Origin of the sequence: Nocardia sp. NPDC059240 (assembly GCF_042753865.1) — a bacterium.
GTDB lineage: Bacteria > Actinomycetota > Actinomycetes > Mycobacteriales > Mycobacteriaceae > Nocardia.
In genome coordinates, this window is the sequence record NZ_JBHZAC010000012.1 from 208,770 (window position 1) to 233,764 (window position 24,995).

Annotated in this window: 16 protein-coding genes and 1 pseudogene; 10 read left to right on the forward strand and 7 right to left on the reverse strand. The window is 68.0% G+C overall.

Going from position 1 to position 24,995, the window contains the following annotated elements; translation table 11 throughout:
* The first annotated feature begins 150 nt into the window (after positions 1–150).
* From ACFXHA_RS36230 to ACFXHA_RS36240, 3 genes are all read left to right on the forward strand, one after another.
* Entirely contained in the window at positions 151–1,476 is a 1,326-nt protein-coding gene (locus ACFXHA_RS36230; protein WP_379364391.1) for a DNA polymerase IV, read from the forward strand.
* A gap of 177 nt (positions 1,477–1,653) precedes the next feature.
* Positions 1,654–2,151: a hypothetical protein gene (locus tag ACFXHA_RS36235; RefSeq protein ID WP_379364298.1), complete on the forward strand. Its 498-nt coding sequence runs from the start codon at positions 1,654–1,656 to the stop codon at positions 2,149–2,151.
* A gap of 92 nt (positions 2,152–2,243) precedes the next feature.
* Positions 2,244–5,543 (forward strand): arabinosyltransferase domain-containing protein, encoded by a 3,300-nt coding sequence (locus tag ACFXHA_RS36240; RefSeq protein ID WP_379364300.1) that lies wholly within the window; start codon positions 2,244–2,246, stop codon positions 5,541–5,543.
* Between the two features lie 115 nt (positions 5,544–5,658).
* Here the strand turns inward: ACFXHA_RS36240 and ACFXHA_RS36245 are convergent, their stop codons facing one another.
* Positions 5,659–6,360 (reverse strand): hypothetical protein, encoded by a 702-nt coding sequence (locus tag ACFXHA_RS36245; RefSeq protein WP_379364393.1) that lies wholly within the window; start codon positions 6,358–6,360, stop codon positions 5,659–5,661.
* A complete protein-coding gene (locus tag ACFXHA_RS36250; RefSeq protein ID WP_379364302.1) occupies positions 6,360–7,253 on the reverse strand; it encodes a hypothetical protein in 894 nt (297 codons plus the stop codon). Before ACFXHA_RS36250 ends, ACFXHA_RS36245 begins: the two co-directional genes overlap by 1 nt.
* Before the next feature lie 181 nt (positions 7,254–7,434).
* Between ACFXHA_RS36250 and lspA the strand changes: the two genes are divergently transcribed.
* The 3 genes from lspA to ACFXHA_RS36265 are packed head-to-tail and all read left to right on the forward strand — an operon-like array spanning position 7,435 to position 9,650.
* Positions 7,435–8,052, forward strand: coding sequence for a signal peptidase II (gene lspA, locus ACFXHA_RS36255; RefSeq protein WP_379364304.1), 618 nt, complete (start codon positions 7,435–7,437; stop codon positions 8,050–8,052).
* On the forward strand, positions 8,049–8,975 hold the full coding sequence (locus ACFXHA_RS36260) for an RluA family pseudouridine synthase (protein ID WP_379364306.1): 927 nt from the start codon (positions 8,049–8,051) through the stop codon (positions 8,973–8,975). The genes lspA and ACFXHA_RS36260 overlap by 4 nt, the downstream gene beginning before the upstream one ends.
* Before the next feature lie 12 nt (positions 8,976–8,987).
* Positions 8,988–9,650 (forward strand): hypothetical protein, encoded by a 663-nt coding sequence (locus ACFXHA_RS36265; protein ID WP_379364308.1) that lies wholly within the window; start codon positions 8,988–8,990, stop codon positions 9,648–9,650.
* Between the two features lie 32 nt (positions 9,651–9,682).
* On the opposite strand, the gene ACFXHA_RS36270 is transcribed toward ACFXHA_RS36265, so the two are convergent.
* Positions 9,683–14,158 (reverse strand): hypothetical protein, encoded by a 4,476-nt coding sequence (locus tag ACFXHA_RS36270; RefSeq protein ID WP_379364310.1) that lies wholly within the window; start codon positions 14,156–14,158, stop codon positions 9,683–9,685.
* Between the two features lie 110 nt (positions 14,159–14,268).
* On the opposite strand from ACFXHA_RS36270, the gene ACFXHA_RS36275 reads away from it, so the two are divergent.
* Positions 14,269–14,955, forward strand: a complete 687-nt coding sequence (locus ACFXHA_RS36275; protein ID WP_379364312.1) for a GAP family protein — start codon at positions 14,269–14,271, stop codon at positions 14,953–14,955.
* Here ACFXHA_RS36275 and ACFXHA_RS36280 read toward each other — a convergent pair.
* A complete protein-coding gene (locus tag ACFXHA_RS36280) occupies positions 14,952–15,743 on the reverse strand; it encodes an inositol monophosphatase family protein (RefSeq protein ID WP_379364314.1) in 792 nt (263 codons plus the stop codon). The two genes, ACFXHA_RS36275 and ACFXHA_RS36280, sit on opposite strands and share 4 nt — an antisense overlap.
* A 105-nt stretch (positions 15,744–15,848) precedes the next feature.
* Here ACFXHA_RS36280 and ACFXHA_RS36285 point away from each other — a divergent pair, with 105 nt between their 5' ends.
* Entirely contained in the window at positions 15,849–17,546 is a 1,698-nt protein-coding gene (locus ACFXHA_RS36285; RefSeq protein ID WP_379364316.1) for a DUF222 domain-containing protein, read from the forward strand.
* Between the two features lie 801 nt (positions 17,547–18,347).
* Here ACFXHA_RS36285 and ACFXHA_RS36290 read toward each other — a convergent pair.
* On the reverse strand, positions 18,348–19,139 hold the full coding sequence (locus ACFXHA_RS36290) for an acyl-[acyl-carrier-protein] thioesterase (RefSeq protein ID WP_379364317.1): 792 nt from the start codon (positions 19,137–19,139) through the stop codon (positions 18,348–18,350).
* Between the two features lie 216 nt (positions 19,140–19,355).
* Between ACFXHA_RS36290 and ACFXHA_RS36295 the strand changes: the two genes are divergently transcribed.
* A complete protein-coding gene (locus ACFXHA_RS36295; protein WP_379364319.1) occupies positions 19,356–20,267 on the forward strand; it encodes an ADP-ribosylglycohydrolase family protein in 912 nt (303 codons plus the stop codon).
* A gap of 5 nt (positions 20,268–20,272) precedes the next feature.
* Here ACFXHA_RS36295 and ACFXHA_RS36300 read toward each other — a convergent pair whose 3' ends face one another.
* Both ACFXHA_RS36300 and ACFXHA_RS36305 read right to left on the reverse strand, forming a co-directional pair.
* The gene (locus tag ACFXHA_RS36300; protein ID WP_379364321.1) at positions 20,273–21,100 is read right to left on the reverse strand and encodes a PhzF family phenazine biosynthesis protein; all 828 of its coding nucleotides are present in this window, start codon (positions 21,098–21,100) and stop codon (positions 20,273–20,275) included.
* Positions 21,101–21,243: 143 nt separating this feature from the next.
* Positions 21,244–23,721, reverse strand: coding sequence for an HAD-IC family P-type ATPase (locus tag ACFXHA_RS36305; RefSeq protein ID WP_379364323.1), 2,478 nt, complete (start codon positions 23,719–23,721; stop codon positions 21,244–21,246).
* Between the two features lie 336 nt (positions 23,722–24,057).
* On the opposite strand from ACFXHA_RS36305, the pseudogene rarD reads away from it, so the two are divergent.
* A pseudogene (gene rarD, locus ACFXHA_RS36310) lies at positions 24,058–24,994 on the forward strand (EamA family transporter RarD).
* The last annotated feature ends 1 nt before the right edge of the window (position 24,995 follow it).

The window sequence follows — 24,995 nt, forward strand, 5'->3', positions numbered from 1 at the left end:
CCTGGTGGGGGCGATTCGGCGCGGGCGGCCGGTGCACCGGCGCGGACCGCGGGCGCGGCGGCGGATTTACGGCAAACTGACAGCAGATCCAGAGATTCGGACAGCACGTCCCGAGGTTCGGGACAGCGGCGCTGGGTGCTGCACATAGATATGGACGCCTTTTTCGCCTCGGTCGAGCAGCTGACCCGCCCGACCCTGCGCGGCCGCCCGGTGCTCGTGGGCGGCATGGGCGGGCGCGGCGTGGTGGCCGGGGCGAGCTACGAGGCGCGGGTCTTCGGCGCGCGTTCGGCCATGCCCATGCATCAGGCGCGGCGGCTGGTCGGCGGCGCGGCGGTGGTGATTCCGCCGCGCGGAGCCGTATACGGCGAGCTCAGCGGGCAGGTGTTCGAGGCATTGCGGGCGCGGATCCCGGTGCTGGAGACGCTCTCGTTCGACGAGGCGTTCGGTGAACCGGCGGAACTGGCCGGGGCGAGCGCGGATCGGGTCGCGGAGTTCTGTGAGCAGTTGCGCGCGGCCGTGCGCGAGCGCACCGGCCTGACCGCCTCGGTGGGTGCGGGCAGTGGCAAGCAGCTCGCCAAGATCGCCTCGGGTCTGGCCAAACCCGATGGGGTGCGGGTGATTTCGGCTGCCGAGCAGGACCGTTTCCTCTCGGCGCTGCCGGTGCGCAAACTGTGGGGAATCGGCCCGGTCGCCGAAAGTCGTTTGCGCTCACTGGGAATCGAGACGGTCGGCGCGCTGGCCGCGCTCCCGGAATCCGAGGCGTCCTCGATCCTGGGCGGCAGTATCGGTGTGGCGCTGCACCGCCTGGCTCGCGGTATCGACGATCGCCCGGTGGCGGAGCGGGCCGAGGCCAAGCAGATCAGTGCCGAAACTACTTATGAGACCGACATTCTCACCCTGGCCCAGCTGCGCCCGGCCATCGACGCCATGGCGATCTCGGCGCATCGGAGGCTGGGCGCGGACGGCCGCGCCGCCCGCACGGTGGTGCTGAAACTCAAGCGGACCGATATGAGCATCCTCACCCGCTCCTCGACCTTGCCCTATGCCACCGAGGATCTCGCCACGCTCACCGCGGCCGCGCAGCGCTCCGCCCTGGATCCGGCCGATATCGGTCCGATTCGCCTGGTGGGCGTGGGTTTCGCGGGTTTGTCGGAGATTCGGCAAGAGTCCCTGTTCCCCGAATTGGATCAGGCCGTCGACGTGGGCGGCCCGATCTCCGAGGAGCCGGCGTTCGCCGTGCCGGCGGCCCCGGAAGCCGTGGTACCGCCCGCAACTCGCTCCTACGCCGTCGGAATCTGGTATCCCGGACTCGATGTCGAGCATCCCGAGTTCGGACACGGCTGGGTGCAAGGCGCGGGGCACGGCGTGGTGACGGTTCGATTCGAAACCCGTTCGACCGGACCGGGTCCGGCGCGCACCTTCGCCGCCGAGGATCCGGATCTGAAGCGCGCGGACCCCCTTGCCAGCCTGCGATGATGTGGTTGAGACATATTTGCGCGAATTATGAGGATTCGGCCTGAAAATGCCGCGCCATCGCGCACGGAGCCGGTTTCCGAGACTCGGCGTTGGTAGTGTCGCGTCTCGTGCGGCGGCGCCGGACGGTGTAGCTGTCACATTGTCGAACGGACCTACTCGAACGCAAAGGACGAGCAGTTGAAGTTTCAGAAGACTGGACGCATCGCGGTCGCCGCTCTGGCCGTCGTGACCGTACTCGGGCTGTCGGCGTGTGGCAGCGGTGACAAGACCACCACGAAGACCACCGCCAAGACCACCACCTCGCAGGCCGCGCAGACCAGCTACCCGGCGGCCCCGACCGCGGCGGACCTCAACACCCAGCTGCAGAAGGCCCTCGACCCGAACGTGCCGGACTCCGAGAAGCTGGACATGATGCAGGGCGTCCAGGCCGACCCGAGCCTGCCCAACCGGTTGGCCGAGGCCTACAAGCAGAACAACGCGACGATCACCGTCACCAATGTGACCGATCTCGGCAACGGCACCCTCACGGCCGACGCGCAGATCGCGGTCAACGGTGGCGCGCCGCAGCAGGCGGTCGTCCCGTTCGTCGCCGAGGACGGCAAGTGGAAGGTCCAGAAGGAGTGGATCTGCAACGCCCTCTCGCTGGCCAACCAGACCTCTCCGGCCTGCAGCTAGTCCCGATGTGACGGGCCCGGCATCCAGCAGTGGGATGCCGGGTCACAACTCTCTTGGCGCTGGATCATGGCTTCCGCTTAGGATCGGCGGTCGTGACCGACGTGTTGGAGAAGGCGGGGCAGGATTCCGCCGGGAGTGCTGGTGCTGAACCCGAGAGACGAATTTCAGGGGGATGGGCCCGGCCGCTCGCTCTGATCGCCGGATTGGTGGCAGTCGCAGCGGCGCTGGCCGTGCCGCTCCTGCCCGTCGAGGTCGATCACACCACTCTGGCTTGGCCGCAGGGCAATTCGACGCAGAGCATCGAGTCTCCGCTGGTGTCGTACGCGCCATTGACCTTCGATGCCACCATCCCCTGTTCGGCTGTGACACAGCTCGGTTCGAAGGGCGGCACACTGGCCGCCACCGCGCCCAATGGTGCGCCGGATCTCGAACGGTACGGATTCGTGGCGCGGGTCACCGCCGCCGCCACCACCGACGGGGTGACCACGCCGGGCAAGCTGGAGGCGATCACCCACCACAAGACGCTGGTGAGTATTCCCACCGATCAGCTGGCCGCGGGCTGCGCTCTCACCGTGCACTCCGATATGACGGCCACCACCGCCACGCTCTCCGGGTCGAGCGTCGCCCCGGTCACCCTCGACGGCGACTACCGGCCGCAGCTGGTCGGCGTGTACAGCGATCTGACGGTCTCCGACGGGGCCACGGTCACCGCGCAGGTCGACAGCCGCTTCACCTCCACGCCGAGCACGATCAAGCGGATCGCCATCTGGACGGCCATCCTCGGCACCCTGGTCGCGTTGTTCGCGCTGTTCCGGCTCGATCGCCTCGACGGGCGTCGCAGCCGCCGCTTCCTGCCGCAGCACTGGTGGAGCTTCAAGCCGGTCGACGCCGTCGTGCTCGGCACGCTGATCCTGTGGCATTTCATCGGCGCGACCACCTCCGATGACGGTTACCAGTACGGCATGGGCCGGGCCTCGATCCACGCCGGGTACATGGCCAACTACTTCGGCTACTTCGGTGTCCCCGAAACACCGGTCGGCACACCGTATTACGACCTGATCGGCCATATGGCGCAGATCAGCGCGGCCAGCCCGTGGATGCGCCTGCCCGCGCTGCTGTCGGGCATCGCGATCTGGCTGGTGCTCAGCCGCGAGGTGATTCCCCGGCTGGGCGCGCGGATTCGCCGCGATCGGATCGCGGTGTGGACCGGTGCGCTGGGCTTCCTGGTGATCTGGCTGCCCTACAACAACGGCTTGCGCCCGGAACCGCTGGTGGCGCTGGGTGTGTTGCTGACCTGGGTCTCGGTCGAGCGGGCCATTGCGACCGGGAGACTGCTGCCCTACGGCATTGCCATCGCGATCGGCGCGTTCAGCTGTACCGTGGGCCCCTCGGGCATCATCTGTTTCGCGCCGCTGCTGGCCGGCATCCGGCCGATCTGGCGCATTCTCAACAGGCGCGCAACGGCTTTGGGTAAGCCGACCGCGCCCGGCGCGAACGCCTTCGCGATCCTGAAGGCCCGCTTCGGTTCCTACCTGAGTCTGTCCGTGCCGCTGGCCGCGGCCGGTGCGGTGGTGCTGGCGATCATGTTCTGTGATCAGCCGCTCTCGTCGATGTCCGAGATGAGCCGGGTACACACGGCCGTCGGCCCGGACGTGCACTGGGACGGCGAATACATTCGCTACCAGTACCTGTTCATGCCCACCATCGACGGTTCGCTGGCGCGGCGCTTCGGCATGCTCGCCTTCTGGATCGGGCTGCTGGTCTGCATTTTCGTGCTGCTGCGCAAGGGCGGGCGGATTCCGTTCACCGCGCCCGGACCGGTGCGACGCGTGCTGGGTACCGGCGTCGGCATGATGCTGCTGATGATGTTCACGCCCACCAAGTGGACGCACCACAACGGCATCTATGCCGGAATCGCCGGTGTGGTCGCGGTTTTGGCGGCGGTGGCGGTCGGACCGCGGGTGATGCGGTCGCCGCGCAACCGAGCGTTGTTCGCCGCGGTGGTCGCCTTCGCGCTCGCGGTGTCGTTCTCCAGCATCAACGGCTGGTGGTACGTCTCGAACTGGTCGATCTCCTGGAACGACAAGTCGGTCGTGATCGCCGGTATCGGGGTCGACAAGATCCTGCTGGTGGTCACGGTGGGCCTGCTCGCCCTGGCCGCCTGGTTCCATGTGCGCGCGCCGGAACAGCCCGGCCCGCACCGGATCTCGAAGCTGGGCTGGCGTTTCGTCGCCCTGCCGCCGCTGACCATCGCGGCCGCGTTCATGGTGCTGTTCGAGGTGGCCTCGCTGGCCAAGGGTGCGATCGCGCAGTACCCGGCGTACTCGCTGGCCCGCTCGAATGTGGATGCGGTGCTGGGCAAGACGTGCGGTATGGCCAATGACGTACGGGTGGAAGAGCATCCGAACCTCGGCATGCTGAAGCCGGTCAACGGTGACGTGCTCGGCACCTTCACCGCCGACGCGCCCGGCTTCTCGCCCAAGGGTGTGGCCACCGATCTGCGCGCCGACGACGAGGCCGACAACGGCGGCAACGTCTCCGCCGCCGTCAGTGGCCGCTCCAGTGGCACGGTCGACGGAACCACCACCGCGCCACTGCCTTTCGGCCTGGACGCGGACACCCCGATGCTGGGCAGCTACAACAGCACCGAGGCGGTCTCGACCCTGACCACCGGCTGGTACGCGCTGCCCGCGCAGCGTGACAGCGCCGGCATCATCGCGATGGCGGCGGCCGGGCGCATCCGCTCGGTGGACAAGGACGGCATCGTGACGCCCGGGCAGCGGGTGGAGATCGAGTACGGGGTGCCGGGTGCCGACGGTTCCCTGGAACCGCAGGGCCGGGTCACGCCCATCGATATCGGTCCCGCCCCGACCTGGCGCAATCTGCGGGTGCCGATGACCGAGATTCCGGCGTCGGCCACCGCGATTCGCGTGCTGGCCGAGGACCGCGACAGCGATCCCAAGCAGTGGGTGGCGCTCACCCCGCCGCGCATTCCGCAGACCGTCACGCTGCAGGACTTCGTCGGCAAGACCAAGCCCGTGCTGCTGGACTGGGAAGTGGGCCTGCAGTTCCCGTGCCAGCGGCCCTTCGATCACCTCGACGGCATCGCCGAGGTGCCCGACTACCGCATCCTGCCCGACCGGGGCGGCGCGGCCATGACCACGCTGTGGCAGAGCCACGACGGTGGCGGCGCGCTCGGCTGGAGCTCGATGTTGTTGCGGCCGGTCACCTATGCGACCTACCTCGTCAACGATCCGCGCCGGGACTGGGGTGAGCTGCAGAAGCTGGAGCGCATCGACGCGTCGGCGCAGACCGCCAAACCGGTCGTGACCACCGATTCCCATACCGGCCTGTGGAATCCCGGCCCGATCAATGTGACCGGCTGGCAGTAGCTTCGACGGTCCGGACAGCGAACCGCCCCCGTTTCCTCGTGGAAACGGGGGCGGAGTGCGTTTAGGAGAGTGCGTTGAGCGGCGGAGTACGCCGAGCGGGAAGCGAGTCCGGGGACTACGGTCCCGCGGCCCCGCGCAGTTTGCGGACCTGGGCCGCGGTCATGGCGGTGAGTTGCGCCGGGTCCGGCTCTTTGGCGTCGGAGAGGGCGATCTGCACGACCGTCGAACCGACCAGGGTGATGCTCACATCGGTGTAGAGCGTGAGTCCGTCACTGGTGGTGCGTACTTGGAAGGCGGCCGAGCCGTCGCCGTCCTGCGGCTGGGTCAGTCCGCCGAGCCGGAAGTCGACCTTGGTGTTGTCGGCATCCTTGCCGGAGTACTTGGTGCAGCCCTGCAACAGTCCTTGCACGGTGGAGAAGGCTTGTGCCGCGCCGCCGTTCGCGTAGGACGCGGCATCGATGTCCACCGAGGCGAAATTCTGGCCGCCGAACTGGGCCGCGGCCTGCGCGGCCGCACCCGGGGCCTGAGCGGCGATGGCCGCCAGCACATTCGAGCACTGTGCGGGATCGGTCTTGGCTCCCGCGCCGCCCGTGTTACCCGGCGGCGGATCGTCGAGCGCGGTGAAGCCCGCGGGCAGCGCCGCCGCGTCGAGCAGCAGCGAGCGCAGCGTGTACTGATCCGGAACCGCTGCGGCCCCGGGTGTTTGCGTCGGCTTCACCGTCGGCCCCAGGCTGGGCAGGGCGGGCGCGGAATCCTTGTGGCTGCCGCACGCCGTGACGGTCAGCGCCAGCGCGCCCAGTAGCAGCGCGCCTCGCATCACGCCCCCCACTGCACCTCCGTGCGCAGGGTCTGGCGCAGCGTCACCGAGCTGTGCGGGTCACGGTAGGTCTGATTGCCGCCCACTTCGACGGTGCCGGAAACCGGTAGCGGCAGACCGAGATCCACGCCGATGGTGCCGGTGCCGTGCATGAGGTAGTCGACGATCTCCAGCTGGCCGGCCTCGTTGGGCAGATGCCAGACGGTGGATTTCGGGGTCTGCGTGACATTCAGCTCGATGGTGAGCTGATTGCCGTCCCGCGCGGTGAGCGTGCAGGTGGTGACCTGTTCCAGGGGCACGCTGCCGGAAACCTGTTGCCGCACCGTCCATACCGCGCCCACCCCGACCGGGTCCTGCGGGAACGCGATGGACTGGTACACCGCCTGATAGAAGGCCTGCTCCAGGGCCGCGCGCGCGGTATCGGGGGTGGAGGGTTTGGGGGCGAGCTTCAGCGCGGTGATCGCGCCCAGCTCACTGACATCGAAACCGACCCGGGAGCCGTCGGCGGGCAGCAGCGCCTTCGCCAGGTTCGGGTCGGGAGAGGTGACATTGCCGATGGTCAGCTCCACGCCGTCGTTACCGGCCTGCGCGCTGAGCGGAATGGTCATCGCGGGCGGCGAGATATCGCGCAGCGCCTGATTGTTGATCTGCTGCTCGACATGATGATCGGTGCTGAGCGTGACCTGCTGGGTGGTGCCCGGTTCGAGGGTGCGCCGCAGCTGCGAACGAGGTTCCGCGCCCGGCTCGACGACGGTGGTGGTCACCGCCTCGATGGGCATGGTGACCTCTTTGTTGAAGCCCACCGGCTCGGTGTTGTCGGATTCGACGGTGCGCTCGCCGGGGGCGCTGCAACCGACGCCGAACGCGGTCAGGGTCATCGCGAGAACCAGCATCAACACCCCCGAACGCGTGGTGCGCGCACCCGGTCGCCGCGGTGGACGCGGTGGGCCGGAACAGGGTGCGGTGGCGTTCGCCGAGCTGGGGGATGAAGACAACACCGTCACGTCGAACAGGTTACGGCGCGTACCTGAAAAACAGCTGGGATCACGAGCGGGCGGCAGGGCGGTTTCGGGGATGAGGAATGATGTCAGGGTGAGTACCGAGCGGCCGCCCGAATCCGGCGCAGAGGAATCAGACCCGAAGCCAGCGTCCGACGGCGCGTCCGAGTCTCAGCCGTTGCGGTTGCGCACTCTGCTGATCATCGCCGCGGTGTTGCTCGGACTGGACCTGCTGACCAAGACCATCGTGGTCGCCACCATGACTCCCGGCAAGCCGATCTATCTGATCGGGGACTGGGCGCGCCTGTCGCTGATCCGCAATCCGGGTGCCGCGTTCTCCATGGCCACCGGCATGACCTGGCTGCTGACCCTGGTCGCCGCGGCCGTCGTGATCGGTGTCATCCGTATCGGCCGCACGCTGCGTTCGCTGCCGTGGGCGATCGGTCTGGGCATGGTGCTCGGTGGCGCGCTCGGCAATCTGGTCGACCGGTTGTTCCGCGCGCCGGGACCGCTGCAGGGCCATGTGGTGGATTTCGTCGCGGTCGGCTGGTGGCCGGTGTTCAATGTGGCCGATTCGTCGATCGTGTGCGGGGCCATTCTGCTGGTGGCCTTGACGGTGTTCGGTTTCGAACCCGACGGCACGCGCATGCACCGGCAGCAGGAAGCATCGACCGCCGAGGGGGAGACAGCGTGAGGGAAACTCGCAGTATGCCGGTGCCGGATGGTTTGGACGGCATGCGTGTCGATGCCGGACTGTCCCGTTTGCTGGGCCTGTCGCGCACCGCGGTGGTCTCGATGACCGAGGACGGCAGCGTCCAGATCGACGGCGTCGCGGCCGGTAAGTCGGATCGGCTGACCGCCGGCGCGTGGCTGGAAGTCGAATTCCCAGAGCCCAAGCGCGAACTCACCGTCGAGGCGACGCCGGTGGACGGGATGAAGATCCTCTACGCCGACGACGACATCGTGGCCGTCGACAAACCCGTCGGCGTGGCGGCGCATACCGGTGTCGGCTGGACCGGGCCCACCGTGGTCGGCGGGCTGGCGGCCATGGGCTACCGCATCTCCACCTCGGGAGCCCATGAGCGGCAAGGCATCGTGCACCGCCTCGATGTCGGCACCTCCGGCGTGATGGTGGTGGCGCAGTCCGAGCACGCGTACACCCAGCTCAAGCGCGCGTTCAAGTACCGGACCGTGGAGAAGCGCTATCACGCGCTGGTGCAGGGACATCCGGATCCGTCCAGCGGCACCATCGACGCGCCGATCGGGCGGGCGCGCGGCAACGACTGGAAGTTCGCGGTCGTCGCGGACGGCCGCCCGTCGGTCACCCACTACGACACCGTCGAAGCGTTCCAGTCGGCGAGCCTGCTCGACATCCACCTGGAAACCGGCCGCACCCACCAGATCCGCGTGCACTTCTCGGCCGTGCGGCACCCTTGCTGCGGCGACCTGACCTACGGCGCGGACCCGCGGCTGGCCGAACGGCTGGGCCTGGAACGCCAGTGGCTGCACGCCCGCCAGCTCGGCTTCAACCACCCCGCCGACGGCCGCTGGGTCGAGATCACCAGCGAGTACCCCGCCGACCTGGAACACGCTCTCGACGTCCTGCGCACGCACTGATCGGATCCGCCTGTGGATGCACCGACGCTGCGCCGCGCCGGAATCGCGGTCGCCGCAGTACTTTTCGTGGTATTGATCGTCGTCCTGGGCCGGGCCATCCCGCCCCGGGCGGCGATCATCTCCACCGACCGCCTGGGCCCGGAAAGCGGTGAGCCGGTGGCGGATTACCTGGCGTCGGCACGAACATCGCTGGCGGGCAACGACTCCGACAACCACTGGGCGCTGCTCTCCTTGACCACGGGCGTGACCGCCGACCGGATCCCCGAATTCAGTGCCGGCCTGCGTATCTCCGAGGTCGTCTACCACGTGGCCGTGGACCACGTGGCCACCCCGATCATCGCCATCGGTGTCCCCGCCGGCCCCGAGGTCGCCGTCGCCTCGGTGAAAGCGGCTGCCGCCCAGGTGGAATCGACCCAGACCTTCGACGACCGCTCCACCCGCGTCAAAAACCTGGTCGCCACCCGGCTGCGCGCGAACTGCGCCTGCGTCGTCGGCATCGTCCTACAGGGACCCCTCGCAAAACTGCGAGACCTGGCCGCCCGCCCCGGAATCCGCGCCGTCCAAGCCCTCCCCGCCGACGCCGCCGCAGGCGTCTTCGCGGTCTCCCCACTACTCCCGGAACAACTCGACTCCGCCAGCCCGACCCCCGACGACGGCCCGGTCCCGGACAACTGACCTTCGCCGCCGCCGGAAGACCGGGCCTTCGACTACGTATTCCGCGCTGCCCAAGCGTCGGCGAACATCTCGTGCAGCGGGCGCGGCGGGAGGATACTCGAGAACGGCCCGTGGATGCCGTTGCCGGTCAGGTCGCCGTGGAATTCGGCCAGGTGCGGCGACAGTTTCGAGGTCTCCACGGGGAGATGCGGTTTCGATGCTTGCTCGCTCCACGGCCCGGGGATGAAGGCGGTCCGGCCGGCACGGGCCCGTTGTTCCGTTACGACCAGCCCGCACTCGACAAGCTGCGCTTGCGCCTTCTTGTGCCGGGCGGGCGTCCAATGGTTCCAGCGGCGCACATTGCGATCGGTCGGCCGGGCGAGGGTGAGCAATTGCAGGTAGAGCGCGGCGGCGTCCGGAGTTGTCGCGGTCGCCGCCGCCACCTGCTCGACCAGTTCGGGAACGCTCTGCCGGGGATCGGCCTCGAACTGTCCCGGGGCCACCGGCGTGGTGCGGGCCCGCGCGATCATGCGGGCCAGCCCGGTCACCGGCACCTCTTCCCGGTGGATCGCTCGAGTCAGTTTGTCCCATCCGTGGTCCGCGCAGATGCGCAGGGTGCGGGCAACCAGGTCCCGGTCGAAAAGCCCGGCCGGACGCAGGAACACGGTGTGATACCGGTCTGCCGCGTCGGAGATCACCAGCCCGTTGTCGAAGACGACCCGCCCTGTCTGCGCGGCCGCGTACGTGTCGGGGCCGAACAGTTCGGGCGCGTGATCTATCCAGCCGAGGGAGATCAACAGATCCGGTGCCCGCAGCCGGTCCTGGAGCCGGAGATACAGGTCGCCGCTGCCGCTGACGCCTGGATCGGCCACGGGTCTCTCGGTGAGCGCCCAGGCCAGTGCGGTGGCGAGATCCCGGTAGGGACTCCAGCGGCCATAGTTGAGCCGCCGCAGCGGATCTCGCCGATATACCTGCAGATTCTCGTACTTGTCCGATAGCAGCACACACGACATGTCCTCGGTCGCGAGGTCCGAGGCGCTCGGATGCGCCAGTGCCGTCGCGAAACCCGTGCCCAGGTCGGTGACCGCCGCGAGTTCGGCGGTCACGTCCTCGGGGACGTGCAGGCGCTTCCCGATCAGTTCGTTCCACACCGCCGCCATGCGCTCGGCGGCGGCGAGATCGCCATCCGCGGTCCACAATTCGGCGAGGTCCTCGGGCATACCCGCGGCCAGCAAGCGCCGGCGGCCCGGCAGGCCCAGCCGGTCGGAGAGCCGCTCGGCCAGTTCGGTGACTTCTTTGGTGGCGCTGTAGGGCTTGGTGCGCAGCATCTTCCGGTGCGCCTCGTAGTCGCCGCCGACGCGGTCGCGCCGTGGCAGGCCGTCCAGGACGAGCCGGGCGATCGGCTCCCGCACCCCGGTGTGCTCGATGAACAGCCGAACCGCGGGCTCGCTCGGAGTGCGAGGGCCGTTGCGTTCCAGCAGTTCCAGTAGCTGCCGCAGGCGGGCCGCGTCGTCGCGGGTGATGGTCACGGTGCGGGTATGGGTGGCATCGGAGGGCAGCTGGACGGTGGCGGGTTGCAGGAAGGCCTGCCCGTACCGCAGCGTGCGATCACCGCCTTCGAAGCTCGTGAACCCCAGCCGCCATTCGCTGGGCTGGGCGAAAGGCTGTGCGGCCCAGGTGCTCAGCAGTGCGACGAGCGCGGTGCGCTGCGCTCCGGGGGTACGGGCAGTGGTCGCCCGCCAGGCGACCGCGTCGATGTGGCCGAGCAGTGGCGTCCAGTTCTGTGCCGGTGCGGGCGGGCTCAAGCGGCGATCGGCGTCGTCGATCTCCCCGGTCAGGAAGTGGCCGTCGGCGGCGAGGGCGGTGAGGGTGGCGGGCAGCATGGCGGGCTGTAGCTCACTGGGGAAGTCGAGCAGGCCCAGCAACGCCGGGAGCAGATCGGAATCCGGGGTGGTCGCGGTCGGCGTGACGAGGGTGCCGGAACGGAACTTCTCGACGCGTGCGGAGATTCGGCGGCGATCGGCGAGCAGACGGGTCGCGCGGGCGGCGAGCCAGCGCACGCCGTCGGAGAGCCCGGGATCGGTGATTTCCTGCGGCAGCACGCCTTCGGCGAGGAGGGCGGTCGCGCCGTCGGTGTCGAGGCGGCGCAGTGCGCGTGATCCGGCCGCGTCGCGCGGGGTGAGGAAGTGCCAGAAGGCCGGGGGCGGGAAGAACGGCCGCTGTTCCGGATCGTCCTGGGTGGTACCGGAACCCGGTAGCGTCCGTACCTCCCAGAGAGGACTCGCACCCTGCTGAGCACGGATGAGCGGGAACCAACCACCCGATTCGTAGCTCATCAGCAGATCGCCGCCGTGCTCGGGCATCCGCACGATGCCCCACGGATAGCCGGTGTAATAGCCGCCCGCATAGGTGGCGCGGCGGCCGTCAACGCCTTCGAGGGCAAAACCGGTGTGGCCCTGGCGGTCCTGGACGATCCGATATCCGGTTGTACCCGCCGTCGAGCCGAGTGGGGAGGAGACACCCTTGGGCAGATGAGCGTAGGTCAGCATGTGCTGGCTCAGCTTCTGGTGTGTCTGGACCGGGGTGGCGGCGAGGAACGCCGGTAGCGAACTCGTCTCCTCGCGGACGCCGGTCGCGGAATCGACGGCCGCCCAGAAATTCACGCCCTCGCGGTAGCCGCCGTAGCTCCACACCCGCGCACCGTCGTTGAGCTGGACTCTGCACTCTCCGATCCCGTGGCGGTCACCCGCTCGCAGGATCCGCTGTCCGTCGTGGCGACCGTCCGGGGTGGCGAACTGATAGCCGAAGTCATAGTGGTTGTTGCAGGCGGTCATGCCGTTCGCTTCGGTGGGCGTGAACACCGCGGTGGGATCGCTCGCCCAGAAGGCCAGGTCCGGGCGCTTGAAGCCGGTGCTGTGACCTACCAGGAAGTCACCGCCGACGAAGAACACCACGTTCCAGGAGGCTTCTGCAGGCAGCGTGAACTCGGTTCGGGCGATGGTGCCGTGCGGGTCGATCGCCACCGCCCGCTCGGCGTTGTAGAGGGTGAGGATAGGCCAGGTGGCGGTCACGCCGTGCACGTCGCCCAGCTCCGCGATCGCGGTTTCCCAAGCGGGCCAGCCCCATTCGCCCGGGATTCCGGCGTGCAGGGTGTGCAGCAGCGGCCCGGTCCCGTCCAGCTCGGCGAGCGCCTCCTCGATACCGTCGAGCGCTTGCGCGGTGGGCTGGTCGAGTACGGTGTCGAGCTCGGCCAGCGCCAGCTCGGCATCCAGCAGCCCGCCGCCGGCGACCCGCTCGATCAGGGCGACGATCCGGGCGTGCACGGCCCGTTCGATACCCGGGTTCTCCGGTAGCCGGGCGATGGCGGTGCTGCGGGTGTCGCGGTCGGCGTGCACGACGCCTTCCAGCCTGGGGCCCAGCACCGGGTCGGCCGCGAGGGCGATCAGGTCGCGCCGGGACTTGTCGCCCCAGAAATGAATCTTGCCGTGCTGCGGGCCCTCGACGCCGGCACCGGCGGCCAGCAGTGCGTCGGCGAGATCGGCGTCGATGTACGTGTACGAGTACCGGCCCGTCGACATCGATACCGGCACACCGGTTTCCCGCAGGCGCGGGCCGATCCTGTCCACCAGATCGAACAGTTCCGGGGGCATCTGCTGGGTGGTGACTCCGCCGTAGGCGACGGAGACGTAGTTGTACATGTGGAAGAACCGGCCGATCCAGCCTGCCAGGCCACGCGGGGGAGTGAGTGTTCCCGCCGCCATGGCGTCGATGGCCCCGGCCGCGTCCAGCATGCGGAGCAATGCTCCGCCGTCGGTGGCGGTTTCCGGGAACAGATCCAGCAGCGGCGCAGCGTCCTTCACTGGTGTCCGGGCGAAAACCTTTGCCGCACCGTCGAGTAGACCGTCCGGCACCTTGGCCGACCGGCAGGACCCGAGCACCTCGATGAGCACTCGGGCATCCTCGTCGAGACCCAGCCCGGCGGCCTGGGCCGAAGTACGCACGCGCCGAGCCAGATCCGCGCCGAGTGCGGCACCGCCCACCGACATCGCGACCAACAGCCGCGCGAACTCGCGATGCGCGTCCTGCGCCGAACCGATCGTGCCGAGCCAACGCTGGTGGACGGCAACCTCTTTCACCGGCAACGTGCCCGCACGCGCGAACAGCAGCGCGTTATCGCGGTGGAAGTCCACCAGTACCGGAAGCGCATGCTCGCGTTCGGCGGCCCGCGCGCGGCCGTAAGCGCTGCCGGCCGCCGTCCGGAACTTCCTGCCCCAGGGCGAATCATCCGCCCTCGCGCTCAACCAGTGACCGGCCATGTCCCAGACCCAAGGACGATGGGATTCGGGCAGATCCTTGACGCGCCAACCCATCCCGTCGACGAATGCGCCGGGCTTGTGGGTCTTGCGGAATTCGTCCGACAGGGATGTGGTGAGGGTTTCGGCGCTGTCGGCAACGCCGGGATCGAACTGTCGCACCCAGTCCGGGTACAGCCGGGACTTCTGTGGATCGGATGGCGGCAAGATCGACATGCGGCGAATTGTGGCAGAGGGCGGTGACAGCGGGACCGGTGTCCAGGTGTGGGTATCGCGGTGTGCGTCACAGACCGTTCGGGATGGGATCCCGTATGTTCGATGGGGTCATGGTGATCTTTCTGTTGGCGCTGGTGGGGTTCGCTTTCCTGGACTCGCTCGACGTCCTGCTGGTCGGTGTCACGACGGCCGTCGTCTACGACAGCCGGCTGAGCCGCCGGTCGCCGGTGCCTGGAGCGTTGAGCTTCCTTGCCGGCGTGTTTGCCGTCACCACCGCGTTCGGCATCACCTTCGTGCTCGGTCTGCGCTTCCTCACCGATCTGGTGAGTTTCGATATCACCCCGTCGGTTCGGTACTGGGCCGAGTTGCTCGTCGGCGTGGTGCTGCTGGTGCTCGGGAGCTTGCGCCTGTCGAAAAATGATGGGGCGGCGGCAGTTCCGGAGTGGGCACTGCGGGCGCGTCGGAAACCTCTGCTACTGGGCCTCGCCGGAGTCGCCATCGGGCTCGGGCAGGCCCCGACCGCCGTCCCCTATCTCGCGGGCCTGGCCATGATCTCGGCCCGTGACCCGCACCCGCCGCTGTGGCCGCTGATCATCGTCGCCTACTGTCTGATCGCCCTGCTGCCACCGGCACTCGTATTACTCACCTCGACCCTGCGGTCGACGCGGGCGCGGCGTTTCTATCGCGGACTCGTGCGGTCGCTGCAGCGGTTCGGGCCCTTGTCCGTACGGGTGCTGCTGGTGCTGGCCGGGGTGGTGTTGATCGGTGATGCCCTGTATCACCATGCGGCACTCTAGTTTCCGGTAGCGCGGATGATCTCCATCAGCTCGCCGTGCGTGGTGGGATCGGCAGCGGCGACGAGCCCGTGCGGGGCGGTGTGCAGTGGCTGGCCGATCAGCCCCGTCATCGTGCAACCCGCCGCTCGGCAGACGGCGATCCCGGCGGTGAAGTGCACATCGTCGCGCAGATCCCGGTCCACGACATAGGCGGATCGGCGTCCCGCCGCCACCCATGCCAGTGCCAGGGACGTCGACAGGACTCTCGGATAGAACGTGGACATGAATGTCGGGTCGGAGAGCAGGCGGCCGGGAGAGAACCAGCCGCTGTAGGGGGACGGGTTATCGGCGTCGATCTCGACCAGACGGCTGTCGGACCGAGGTTGCAGCGGGTGATCGGTGGCATCACGGCGGAGGGCGGCGGTAGTGCCATCGGTCCAGAACGTCTCGGCGGCAAAAGGATCGGCCACCGCCGCGGCCGTGACGACATCACCGCAACGCAGCGCCACATTGACCGCGACATGCGGAGTGCCGGCGGCGAAATTGCGAGTGCCGCAGAGCGGATCGATCAGCCAGGTCCGATCGGACGGGGTACCGGAGGCGCCGGATTCCTCCGCCAGGAATCGGTCGGTCGGACGGGCGGCCCGGAGGATCTCGAGAATCGCCCGCTCGGCGGCCAGGTCGGCTTGGGTCGCGAAGTCGTCCCCCTCCTTGGCGAATCGAGTTACCGGAGAGTGGAATTGGTCGCGGATCACCGCAGCGGCGGCCTCGGCAGCTCGGATGGCAAGGGCAGCATCAGATTCGGTCACGCCACCCACGATACTGGAGTTCGGAAACGCAGAATGTTCTGAATTCGCTTGTGATACAGGACATTTCGGGTTCCCAGCGCCTTCTCGCAGCGGTAGTATTAGCACATGCATTCGAAGGGGGAATCACTCGACAGCTGCGGCATCACCGCCCTGGTGACCGCGGTGCAGAACTTTTCGACCACCATCCTGCACGACACCCTCGCACCCATCAGTGACTCCGATTTCGTGGCGATGCTGCAGCACCTCGAATCCTGCAAGCGTCAACTCTCCGCCCTGGATTCACGCTTGATCATCGAAATCTCCGAGCGTGGTTTGCCGCAGTCGAGTGGTGCTGGTGCCCTGGTCCCGTTCCTGCGTGAAACCCTGGGCCTGTCCCGCTACGACGCGGCCGGTCGTGTGAAGATCGCCCGCGCCTGCGGTGAGCTGCTCGACGCCACCGGCAAGCCACGCGCCGACACCCTGTCCGCGACCGCCGAAGCGTATGAGGCAGGCGACATCTCGCGTGATCATGCCCGCAACATCGTGGAGGTGATGACGCATCTGCCGGCTGATCTCCCGGCTGAAACCTACGCCGAGACCGAGCAGCACCTCGTCGAGCACTGCCTGACGGGTCAGCCCGATGACCTGCCCAAGATGGGCCGCGAAATCCTCGCCCGTCTGGATCCGGATGGCACAGTCATCTCCGACGCCGACCGTCGTCGCCGTCGCGGTGTGACCGTGGCGCGTCCGGGTGTGGACGGCATGTCGAAGATCGAGGGCTGGCTGACCCCGGAACTGCGCGCCTACTTGGACGCGTTCTTCGCCAAGTATGCCCGCCCGGGCATGTGCAACCTCGACGACCCCGAACCGCTTGCCCTGTCGGCGAAGTCGTTCGACTCGAAGGTGCTGGAGGCCGCCGCTCGTCGTGATCGTCGTGATGCGGGTCAGCGCACCCACGACGCCCTCTTCGCCCTGCTGCAGCCGGTCCCGTCTACCGGCAGGCGCGTCGCCGCGCCCGGCACGTCGGTGGCTGTGGCTGGCATGCGTGGCCACGTGGTGGTCGCGTCGGGAACATCCGGCAACGCGGCGGCCGTCCTCGGCGCACCGGGCACGTCAGTGGCTGCGGCCGGTGAGTCTGCCACCTCGGCTGGCGTTGTCGGCGCGACCGATACCTCCTCCGTCGCGGGATATGGCGAGTCCGTGGACGCAGCAGCCGCATTCGGTGAATCCTTCGGCGCTGCCGCCACGTTCGGCCAGCACCGTGGCCTCAAGACCCAGGTCATCCTCACCATGTCGCTGGCCGACCTGGAGCGTGGTGCGGGTCTGGCGTCCACCGCCACCGGCGGCCACGTCTCCATCAACGAAGCCCTGAAAATGGCTGCAGGCACCCGCCCCGTCCTGGCAGTCCTTGACCCGCACGGCATCCCGCTGTTCCTGGGCCGGGCCAAGCGTCTCGCCTCCCCGGGGCAGCGCCTCGCCCTGATCGCGCGGGACAAGGGCTGCACCCGCCCCGGCTGCGACGCACCCGCGTCGATGTGCGCGGTCCACCACATCACCGACTGGGCCGACGGCGGCCCGACCGATCTGTCGAATCTCGCTCTGGCATGCGACCACTGCCACGCCCTGGTCAACGATTCGGTCGACGGCTGGAAAACCGTGGTCATGGGCAAGGATTCGGCTCACCCGGGCCGCTGCGGTTGGATCGCGCCGAAGCATGTGGATCCGACCGGCACGTCAAAGGTCAACCAGCGTCATCACTTGGGCGCGTTGGCCGCCGCTGCGGCGGATTCCAGCTGTCGGCAGTGGGGTTCACGGGTGGCGTGAAACCCGGGCGGCCGGTGTACAGCTGGCGTTCGCAGGGCAGGGAGGTGTGGTTACGTCGCCTGCCCTACCGGACCTGGGCTGACGCCGGGTCGGGAGCCGTGACCCGCCGATCCCGGCCCACGGACTGCACGCATCACCTTCTCGAGACAAGAACAAAACAAAACAGAACAAGACAAGACAAAACAACAACACCGACGCTCCGACGCTCCGACGCTCCGACGCTCCGACGCTCCGACGCTCCGACGCTCCGACGCTCCGACGCTCCGACGCTCCGACGCTCCGACGCTCCAACGCTCCAACGCTCCAACGCTCCAACGCTCCAACGCTCCAACGCTCCAACGCTCCAACGCTCCACGCTGAGTGGCACATTTTCGAGGGGGGAACAGTGCAAATCGCCCAAGAATGTGCCACTCGACGAAGTTATCGGGCAGTGCGCGTTCGTTGACATCTTGAAGCTCTTTGACAACTCCACAGAGCAGCGATTGCCCACCGAACGGTTGGTCTGCCTCGGGTGCCCCACCCACCCACCCCTGCCAGCGGATCCGTAAACGCGGCTGCGCCGCCTGCTCGAGCCCGCCAGCCGGTCCGGAAACGCGGCTACGCCGCCCGCCCGCCCATCCTCCCCACCTGCCCACGTCGGATTCGTGTTCTTGGTCTTGTTCTTTCGACAATTCCACCGAGCCGATGCACTTCCCGGTCGGTGAGGTGGCTGGTACCGCCACTCGGCGAGCCCAACCCAGCCCCCTCCCAACTCCTCCTCCAGGCGTCTTTTATCTTTTCCGCCCTTGTCTTTTCGCTCTGTCAGTGTTGGGCAGGCCGGAGCTGGGCTATAGCGCGGGTGTCCTGGTCGACGGTGAACCAGAGGGTCACGGCGTCACCTTGACGTTCGGTATGAATGTCGAGCGATTCGCCGTACCGGATGGGCTTGTTGTATTCGAGCACGAAGCGGTGCGGCCCCCGAGTGATTTCGCCTGTGTCAGCAGTGAATTCATGGACTGCATGCCAATACGCGGTGTTGGTGATGTGCTGGAAGTGGTCGGTATCGGTGCGGCGCAAGGGGAACCGGCTACCGGCACCGGCGGGGAGAGGACTGTCGAGCCATTGCCGCCAGCGCAGCCGGTGGTCGTCGGTGGTGGTGCACATGAGCTCGAAGAATTCGTCGGCCACGCGCGACGGACTCATCGTGTCCTTGTTCATGTGGATCCAGAAGCCTTCGGTTTCGATCAGCCCACCGGTGTCCGAGTCGATGCGCGCCCGCATGGTGCACCAGCGCGGGGAGATGCCCGAGCACCAGCGGCGGATGCGGAGTTGGGCGGGCCAGGTGATGGGCTGCAGCACGTCGATGACGGTGCGGCGCACGATCCAGTGCGGGTGGGATTCGAGCGCGCCGGTGTGGGCGAGATGGTCGACTCCGGCGTCCTGCAGATGCCGCGCGATGCCGTCGATGCGGAGGTGCTGGTTCTCGTCCATGTCGACCGTGCCCAGGCGACGGGTGACGTCGAAGATATGTCCGCTGGTGGGGACGGGGGCGAGGGGCAGGGCCAGGGGATGCGGTGCGGCCGGGCTGGGGCGGTCTACGAGCTGGTTCATCATCGGCAGAACCTCCGGAAATCATCCGAGTGGCGGGAGGGTGTGCACAGCACGATCGCGGCGGCGACGGTGATACGGGATACGGGACTGCGCCGGGAGTGGTTCGAGCGTAGTGCAGAACCCGTAAAGACGACGGCTGGCCGAGTCGGCGTGCCCGCCGGGTGAGTAACGTCGTGGTAGATCGATGTTGACGCATCGGAGCGGAAGAGGCGAGCACAGATGGAATTGACGCCGGAGCAGGCCGATCGGGCCGCCGGGGTACTGCTGGGCACGGCGGCGGGGGATGCGCTGGGGGCCGGCTACGAGTTCACGCATCCGGGACCCGAGGTGGAGATCCGGATGAAGGGCGGTGGGAGCTTCCGGTGGGCCCCGGGCGAGTGGACCGACGACACCGCCATGGCGATCGCGGTGGCCCGGGCTGCCGCGAAGGTCGGCGACGTCTGCGGTCCGGAGGGCCTGGACGCGGTGGCCGCCGAATTCGTGGCCTGGTGGGATTCGGGGCCGAAGGATATCGGTAATCAGACCCGGCAGGTGCTCGAGCATCGCGATACCGGTGGGCGTGCCATGCAGATGCGGGCGCACGATCTGACCGGTCTGACGGCCGGTAACGGTTCGCTGATGCGCACCGCCCCGGTGGCGCTCGTCTACCTCGACGACCCCGAGAAGTGCGGTAAGGCAGCCAAACTCGTCAGCTCGCTGACCCACTATGACATGCAGGCCATGCAGGCCTGCAAACTCTGGACCCTGGCCATCCGGCACGCGATCATCCACGGCACCTACGACGGTCTGCGCGAGGCTCTCTCCCAGGTCGACACCGGCTTCTGGGAACCCTTGCTGGACAAGGCCGAATCCGGCAGCCCGGCTGATTTCTCCAACAACGGCTGGGTGGTGCACGCCCTGCAGACCGCCTGGTGGGCCATCACCCACGCCGAAACCCTGCCCGCCGCACTGGAACTGGCCGTCCGCGCCGGCGGCGACACCGATACGACCGCCGCCATCGCCGGTGGCCTGCTCGGAGCCCGCTGGGGCGCGTCCGCCATCCCGGAGGAATGGCTGGCCATCCTGCACGGCTACCCGAGCTACCGCACCGACGATCTGATCGCGCTCACCCGTCAGATCACCGACCGCTGAATTCCTCAGTCCGGCAGGCGAACTACCCCGTCCAGATACCGGCGGCAGCGGCCGGTCAGGCGGACTCGGTCGTCGGACAACGCACAGCGCAGCGCCCCGCCGCGGCGGCTGAGCTGGCGGGCGGTGAGAGTGGTGCGGCCGAGTTCGCGGCTCCACAGCGGGGTCAACTGGGCGTGGGCGGAACCGGTGACCGGGTCCTCCGGGATGCCTTGGCCGGGGGCGAATACCCGGGAGACGAAGTCGACCTCGTCGCCCTCGGCGGTGAGGATGGCGGCGCGGTTCATGGTGGGGAACGCGGAGAAGTTGGGTCGGGAGCCGCGGACCTCGTGTTCGCCGGTGACGAACAGGACGACGTCGGTGCCTTCGAAGGCGCGCAGCGGGCGCACGCCGAGGGCTTGGGCGAGGCGGTGCGGAACCTCCTCGTGCACATCGATTTCCACCGAGGAGACGGACGGCAGGTCCAGCACCAGGTCGTCGCGGTCGCGGTCGACGCGTAACCAGCCGCTGCGCGTGTAGAAGTGGACGCGGTCCGCGCCGGGGTGCATGTCGTCGAGGATCTGCGCGGCGGCGGCCATGGTGGCGTGGCCGCACAGGTCGACCTCCACGGTCGGGGTGAACCAGCGCAGGTGGAAGGCGGGCGAGTTGTCCGGTGGCGCACCCGCTTCCGGCGGCAGCGCGGAAGTGTAGAAGGCGGTCTCGGCGAGATTGTTCTCCTCGGCTAGCCGCTGCAGCAGCTCATCCGGCAACCAGGACAGCAACGGCATGACTGCCGCGGGGTTACCGGAGAATGGGGCGTCGGCGAACGCGTCGAGCTGATGCAGCAGGACCTCCATGGCGCACAAGGTACCTGCGAATTCGGTTACTGCCCAGGACGAGCGAACCCCGGCGAGCCAAACCATGCGACCAGTTTGGATTTTGGGAGAACGGCAACGGCGGCACACCTCGTGGTGTACCGCCGTTCCAGAACAGCTGCGAATCAGGCGTTTTCGACCGACTCCTGGCGAGTGTGCGGTGATTCGCCGAGGACCTTGGCGCTGAGCCACCAAGCGACTTCGACGAGCACCACGCCGATCGCGCCGCAGATGATTGCTGAGGTTGTCAGTGCCACGTTGGACGGATCCAGTTTGAAGAAGTGCCGGGTGAACGGCACCGCGAACAGGATCAGGTATCCCGCAACGGAACCCGTCACCAGGAGGATCTTCCACCAGTTCCAGGGGCGGGCGACGATGGCGAGCACCCAGACCGCGACGATCAGCAGCGTGATGAGTGCGGTGGTGCCCGCTTGGATCTTGGCGGTCTCGCCGGCGTCCGGTCCCTTGTAGGCGATCAGGTAGGAGATGAAGGTCATCACGCCGATCACCGTTCCCGACGGCACCGCCAATCGCATGACGCGGCCGACGAATCCGCTGCGGGCGCGCTCGTTGTTGGGGGCGAGCGAGAGGATGAACGCGGGGATGCCGATGGTGAACCAGGCCGCGATCGTCACGTGCCGGGGCAGGAACGGATAGCCGATCGCCTTGTAGTGGAAGATCTGCGATCCGATGCCCGCGATGCCGACGAGGAACGCCAGCACCACCGAGTACACGGTCTTGGTGAGGAACAGGTTGGAGACGCGTTCGATATTGCCGATGACCCGGCGGCCCTCGCCGACGACGTAGGGCAGCGTGGCGAACCTGTTGTCCAGCAGCACGATCTGCGCGACCGAGCGGGTGGCCGGGCTACCCGACCCCATGGCGACGCCGATGTCCGCGTCCTTCAACGCGAGCACGTCGTTGACGCCGTCACCGGTCATGGCGACGGTGTGCCCGCGCGATTGCAGCGCCGCAACCATGGCGCGCTTCTGATCCGGGCGCACCCGGCCGAAGACGGTCTGCTGGTCGAGGACGTCGGCGAGTTCGTTCTGGTCCTCCGGCAGCTTGCGTGCGTCGACCGGATGATCCCCGCCGGGCATGCCCAGCGAGGTGGCGACCGCGCCGACGGAGACCGCGTTATCGCCGGAAATGACCTTGGTGGAGACGTTTTGGGACGCGAAGTACTCCAGGGTTTCCTTGGCGTCCGGGCGAACCTTCTGCTCCAGCACCACCAATGCGGCGGCAGTCACCGTGCCGGGCGCGTCCGGGGCGTCGACCGAGCGATCACTGCGGGCCAGCAGCAGCACCCGCAGCCCCTTCGCACCGATTTCCTGTGCGGTGGTGGCGATTTCGGAGGCCGGGTCGAGCAGGACATCGGGTGCGCCGATGAGCCAGTTGCCGTGCTCGCCGTAGGACATGCCCGACCACTTCTTGGCCGAGGAGAACGGCGCGACGCCGGTGGACTGCCAGCCGGGGGCCTCGGGCAACGCTTCCTTGATGGCCAGCATGCTGGCGTTCGGCCGTGGATCGTCGCCGGCCAGCGCGGCCAAAACCTGGCGTAGCTCCTGGATGTCGTTGGCAGCTGCCCCGTTTCCGGCCGCGTGCTGCGCCCGGCCGATGTCGCCGGCGGGCCGAATTTCGGCGAGCCGCATGCCGTTCTCGGTGAGTGTGCCGGTCTTGTCGGCGCACACCACATCCACCCGGGCCAGCCCCTCGATGGCGGGCAGTTCCTGCACCAGGCACTTTCGCGCGCCGAGCCGGACCACGCCGACCGCGAAGGCGATGGAGGTCATCAGCACCAGGCCCTCGGGCACCATCGGCACCAGCGCGGCCACCATGCCGTTGACGGCGGGCCGCCAGGATTCCTTGGACGACACCAGCTGGTTGTAGATGGACAGCAGTCCCGCCGGAATCAGCAGGTAGGTAATGACTTTCAGGATGGTGTCGATGCCGCTGCGCAGTTCGGATTTCACCAGCGTGAACTTGCTGGCCTCATCGGCGAGCTTGGCCGCGTAGGCGTCCTTGCCGACCTTGGTGGCCCGGTATGCGCCGCTGCCGGACACCACGAAGCTGCCCGACATGATCGGCCCGCCAAGGGTTTTGTCGATCGGGTCGGCTTCACCGGTGAGCAGTGACTCGTCGACTTCCAGCAGTTCGGTTTCGACGACTTCGCCGTCCACCACGATCTGATCGCCGGGCCCGAGTTCGATGATGTCGTCGAGCACGATCTCCTGCGGGGCGATCGCGACCGCCTTGCCTTCGCGGCGTACGACCGGCTTGGCCTGTCCGACGATGGCCAGCTTGTCGAGGGTCTGCTTGGCCCGGACCTCCTGGATGATGCCGACCGCACTGTTGGCGATGATCAGCAGTCCGAACATCCCGTCGATGATCGACCCGGTGGCCAGCACCAGAATGAACAGCACACCCAGGATCGCGTTGATCCGGGTGAACACATTCGCCTTGACGATGTCGCGGACCGACCGGCTGGCTCGCTCGGGCACATCATTGGTGAGCCCGTCCCGTCGCCGCTGCTCCACCTCGCCGGAGGTGAGTCCCAGCGCGGGTGGGCTGGGTGGACTAGCTGCCTGCGCAGTAATCGACATGCCCTCCACAGTAAAGGGCGATCAAAGAAACTGGTCCGTTGCTGCCCGTCACGCGCCGGACCGGGTGTGCGGATCATCCGATGTATTGACTGTCGTGACGTTCGTTGCGCGGGCTAACGTAATCGGGTGGCCGAAGCACCCGGAAACTCAGACGCAGCGGTTGGCACAGGCACAGGAGTCGGCTCAGGCATAGGGGTTGGTTCAAGCACTGGGGTCGGCCCGGGTGCGGCCGTCGGCTCAGGCAGAGAGGTCGGCCCAGGCGCGGCGGTCGGCTCGGGCAGAGCGGTTGGCTCAGGCTCGGCGGTCGGTCCGAGCGGCGCGGTTGGCCCAGGCGCGGTGGTTGCGTCGGCAGAGGGCGATGCGGCTCGGCGCGGACATGCGAGCACCCGGGACTCCGGCATCGCTTTCGGTATCGGGGCCTATTTCATCTGGGGACTCTTCCCGGCCTTCTTCGGGCTGCTGTCGTTCGCGGGCGCGGGGGAGGTGCTGGCCGAGCGGATTCTCTGGACGCTGGTCGTCTCGATGCTGGCGTTGCTGATCACCGGGCGGATCGGGCGAGCTGCGGCGCATCGACGCCCGCACCTGGCGGCTGGCCGCGGTGGCGTCGGCGGCTATCTCGATGAACTGGGGCGCGTATGTGTACGGGGTCATCTCGCATCACGTAGTCGAGTGCGCGCTCGGCTATTTCATCAATCCGCTGGTGACGGTCGGCTTCGGCGTCGTCATCTTCCGCGAGAAACTGCGTGCGCCGCAGTGGGTGGCGCTGGCGCTGGGCGCGGCGGCGGTCATCGTGATCACCGTCGATTACGGCAGGCCGCCGTGGATCGCCCTGATCCTGGCCTGTTCGTTCGCCACCTACGGTTTGGTCAAGAAGGTGATCCGGCTCGATGCCCTGCCGGGCCTGGCCGCAGAAGGTTTGGCCGCCGCGCCTTTCGCGCTGATCGCGGTCATCATCATCGCGGTCACCGGCAATGCGACCTTCGGCTCCAGCGGTGCGCACACGGCGCTGCTCATGTCGACCGGACCGGTCACCCTGGTCCCGCTGGTGTTGTTCGCACTGGCCGCACCACGAGTCCCGTTGTCCACCATGGGAATTCTGCAATACCTCACGCCCGGTCTGCAGCTGGCCTGGGGTGTCGCCGTCGGCCACGAACCCATGCCCGCCTCCCGCTGGGCCGGATTCGCCCTGATCTGGCTGGCCTTGGCCATCTTCACCGGTGACGCCTTGCGCCGATCGCGCCGGAAGCTGGCGGAGCGGGTCGCCGCGGAATAGG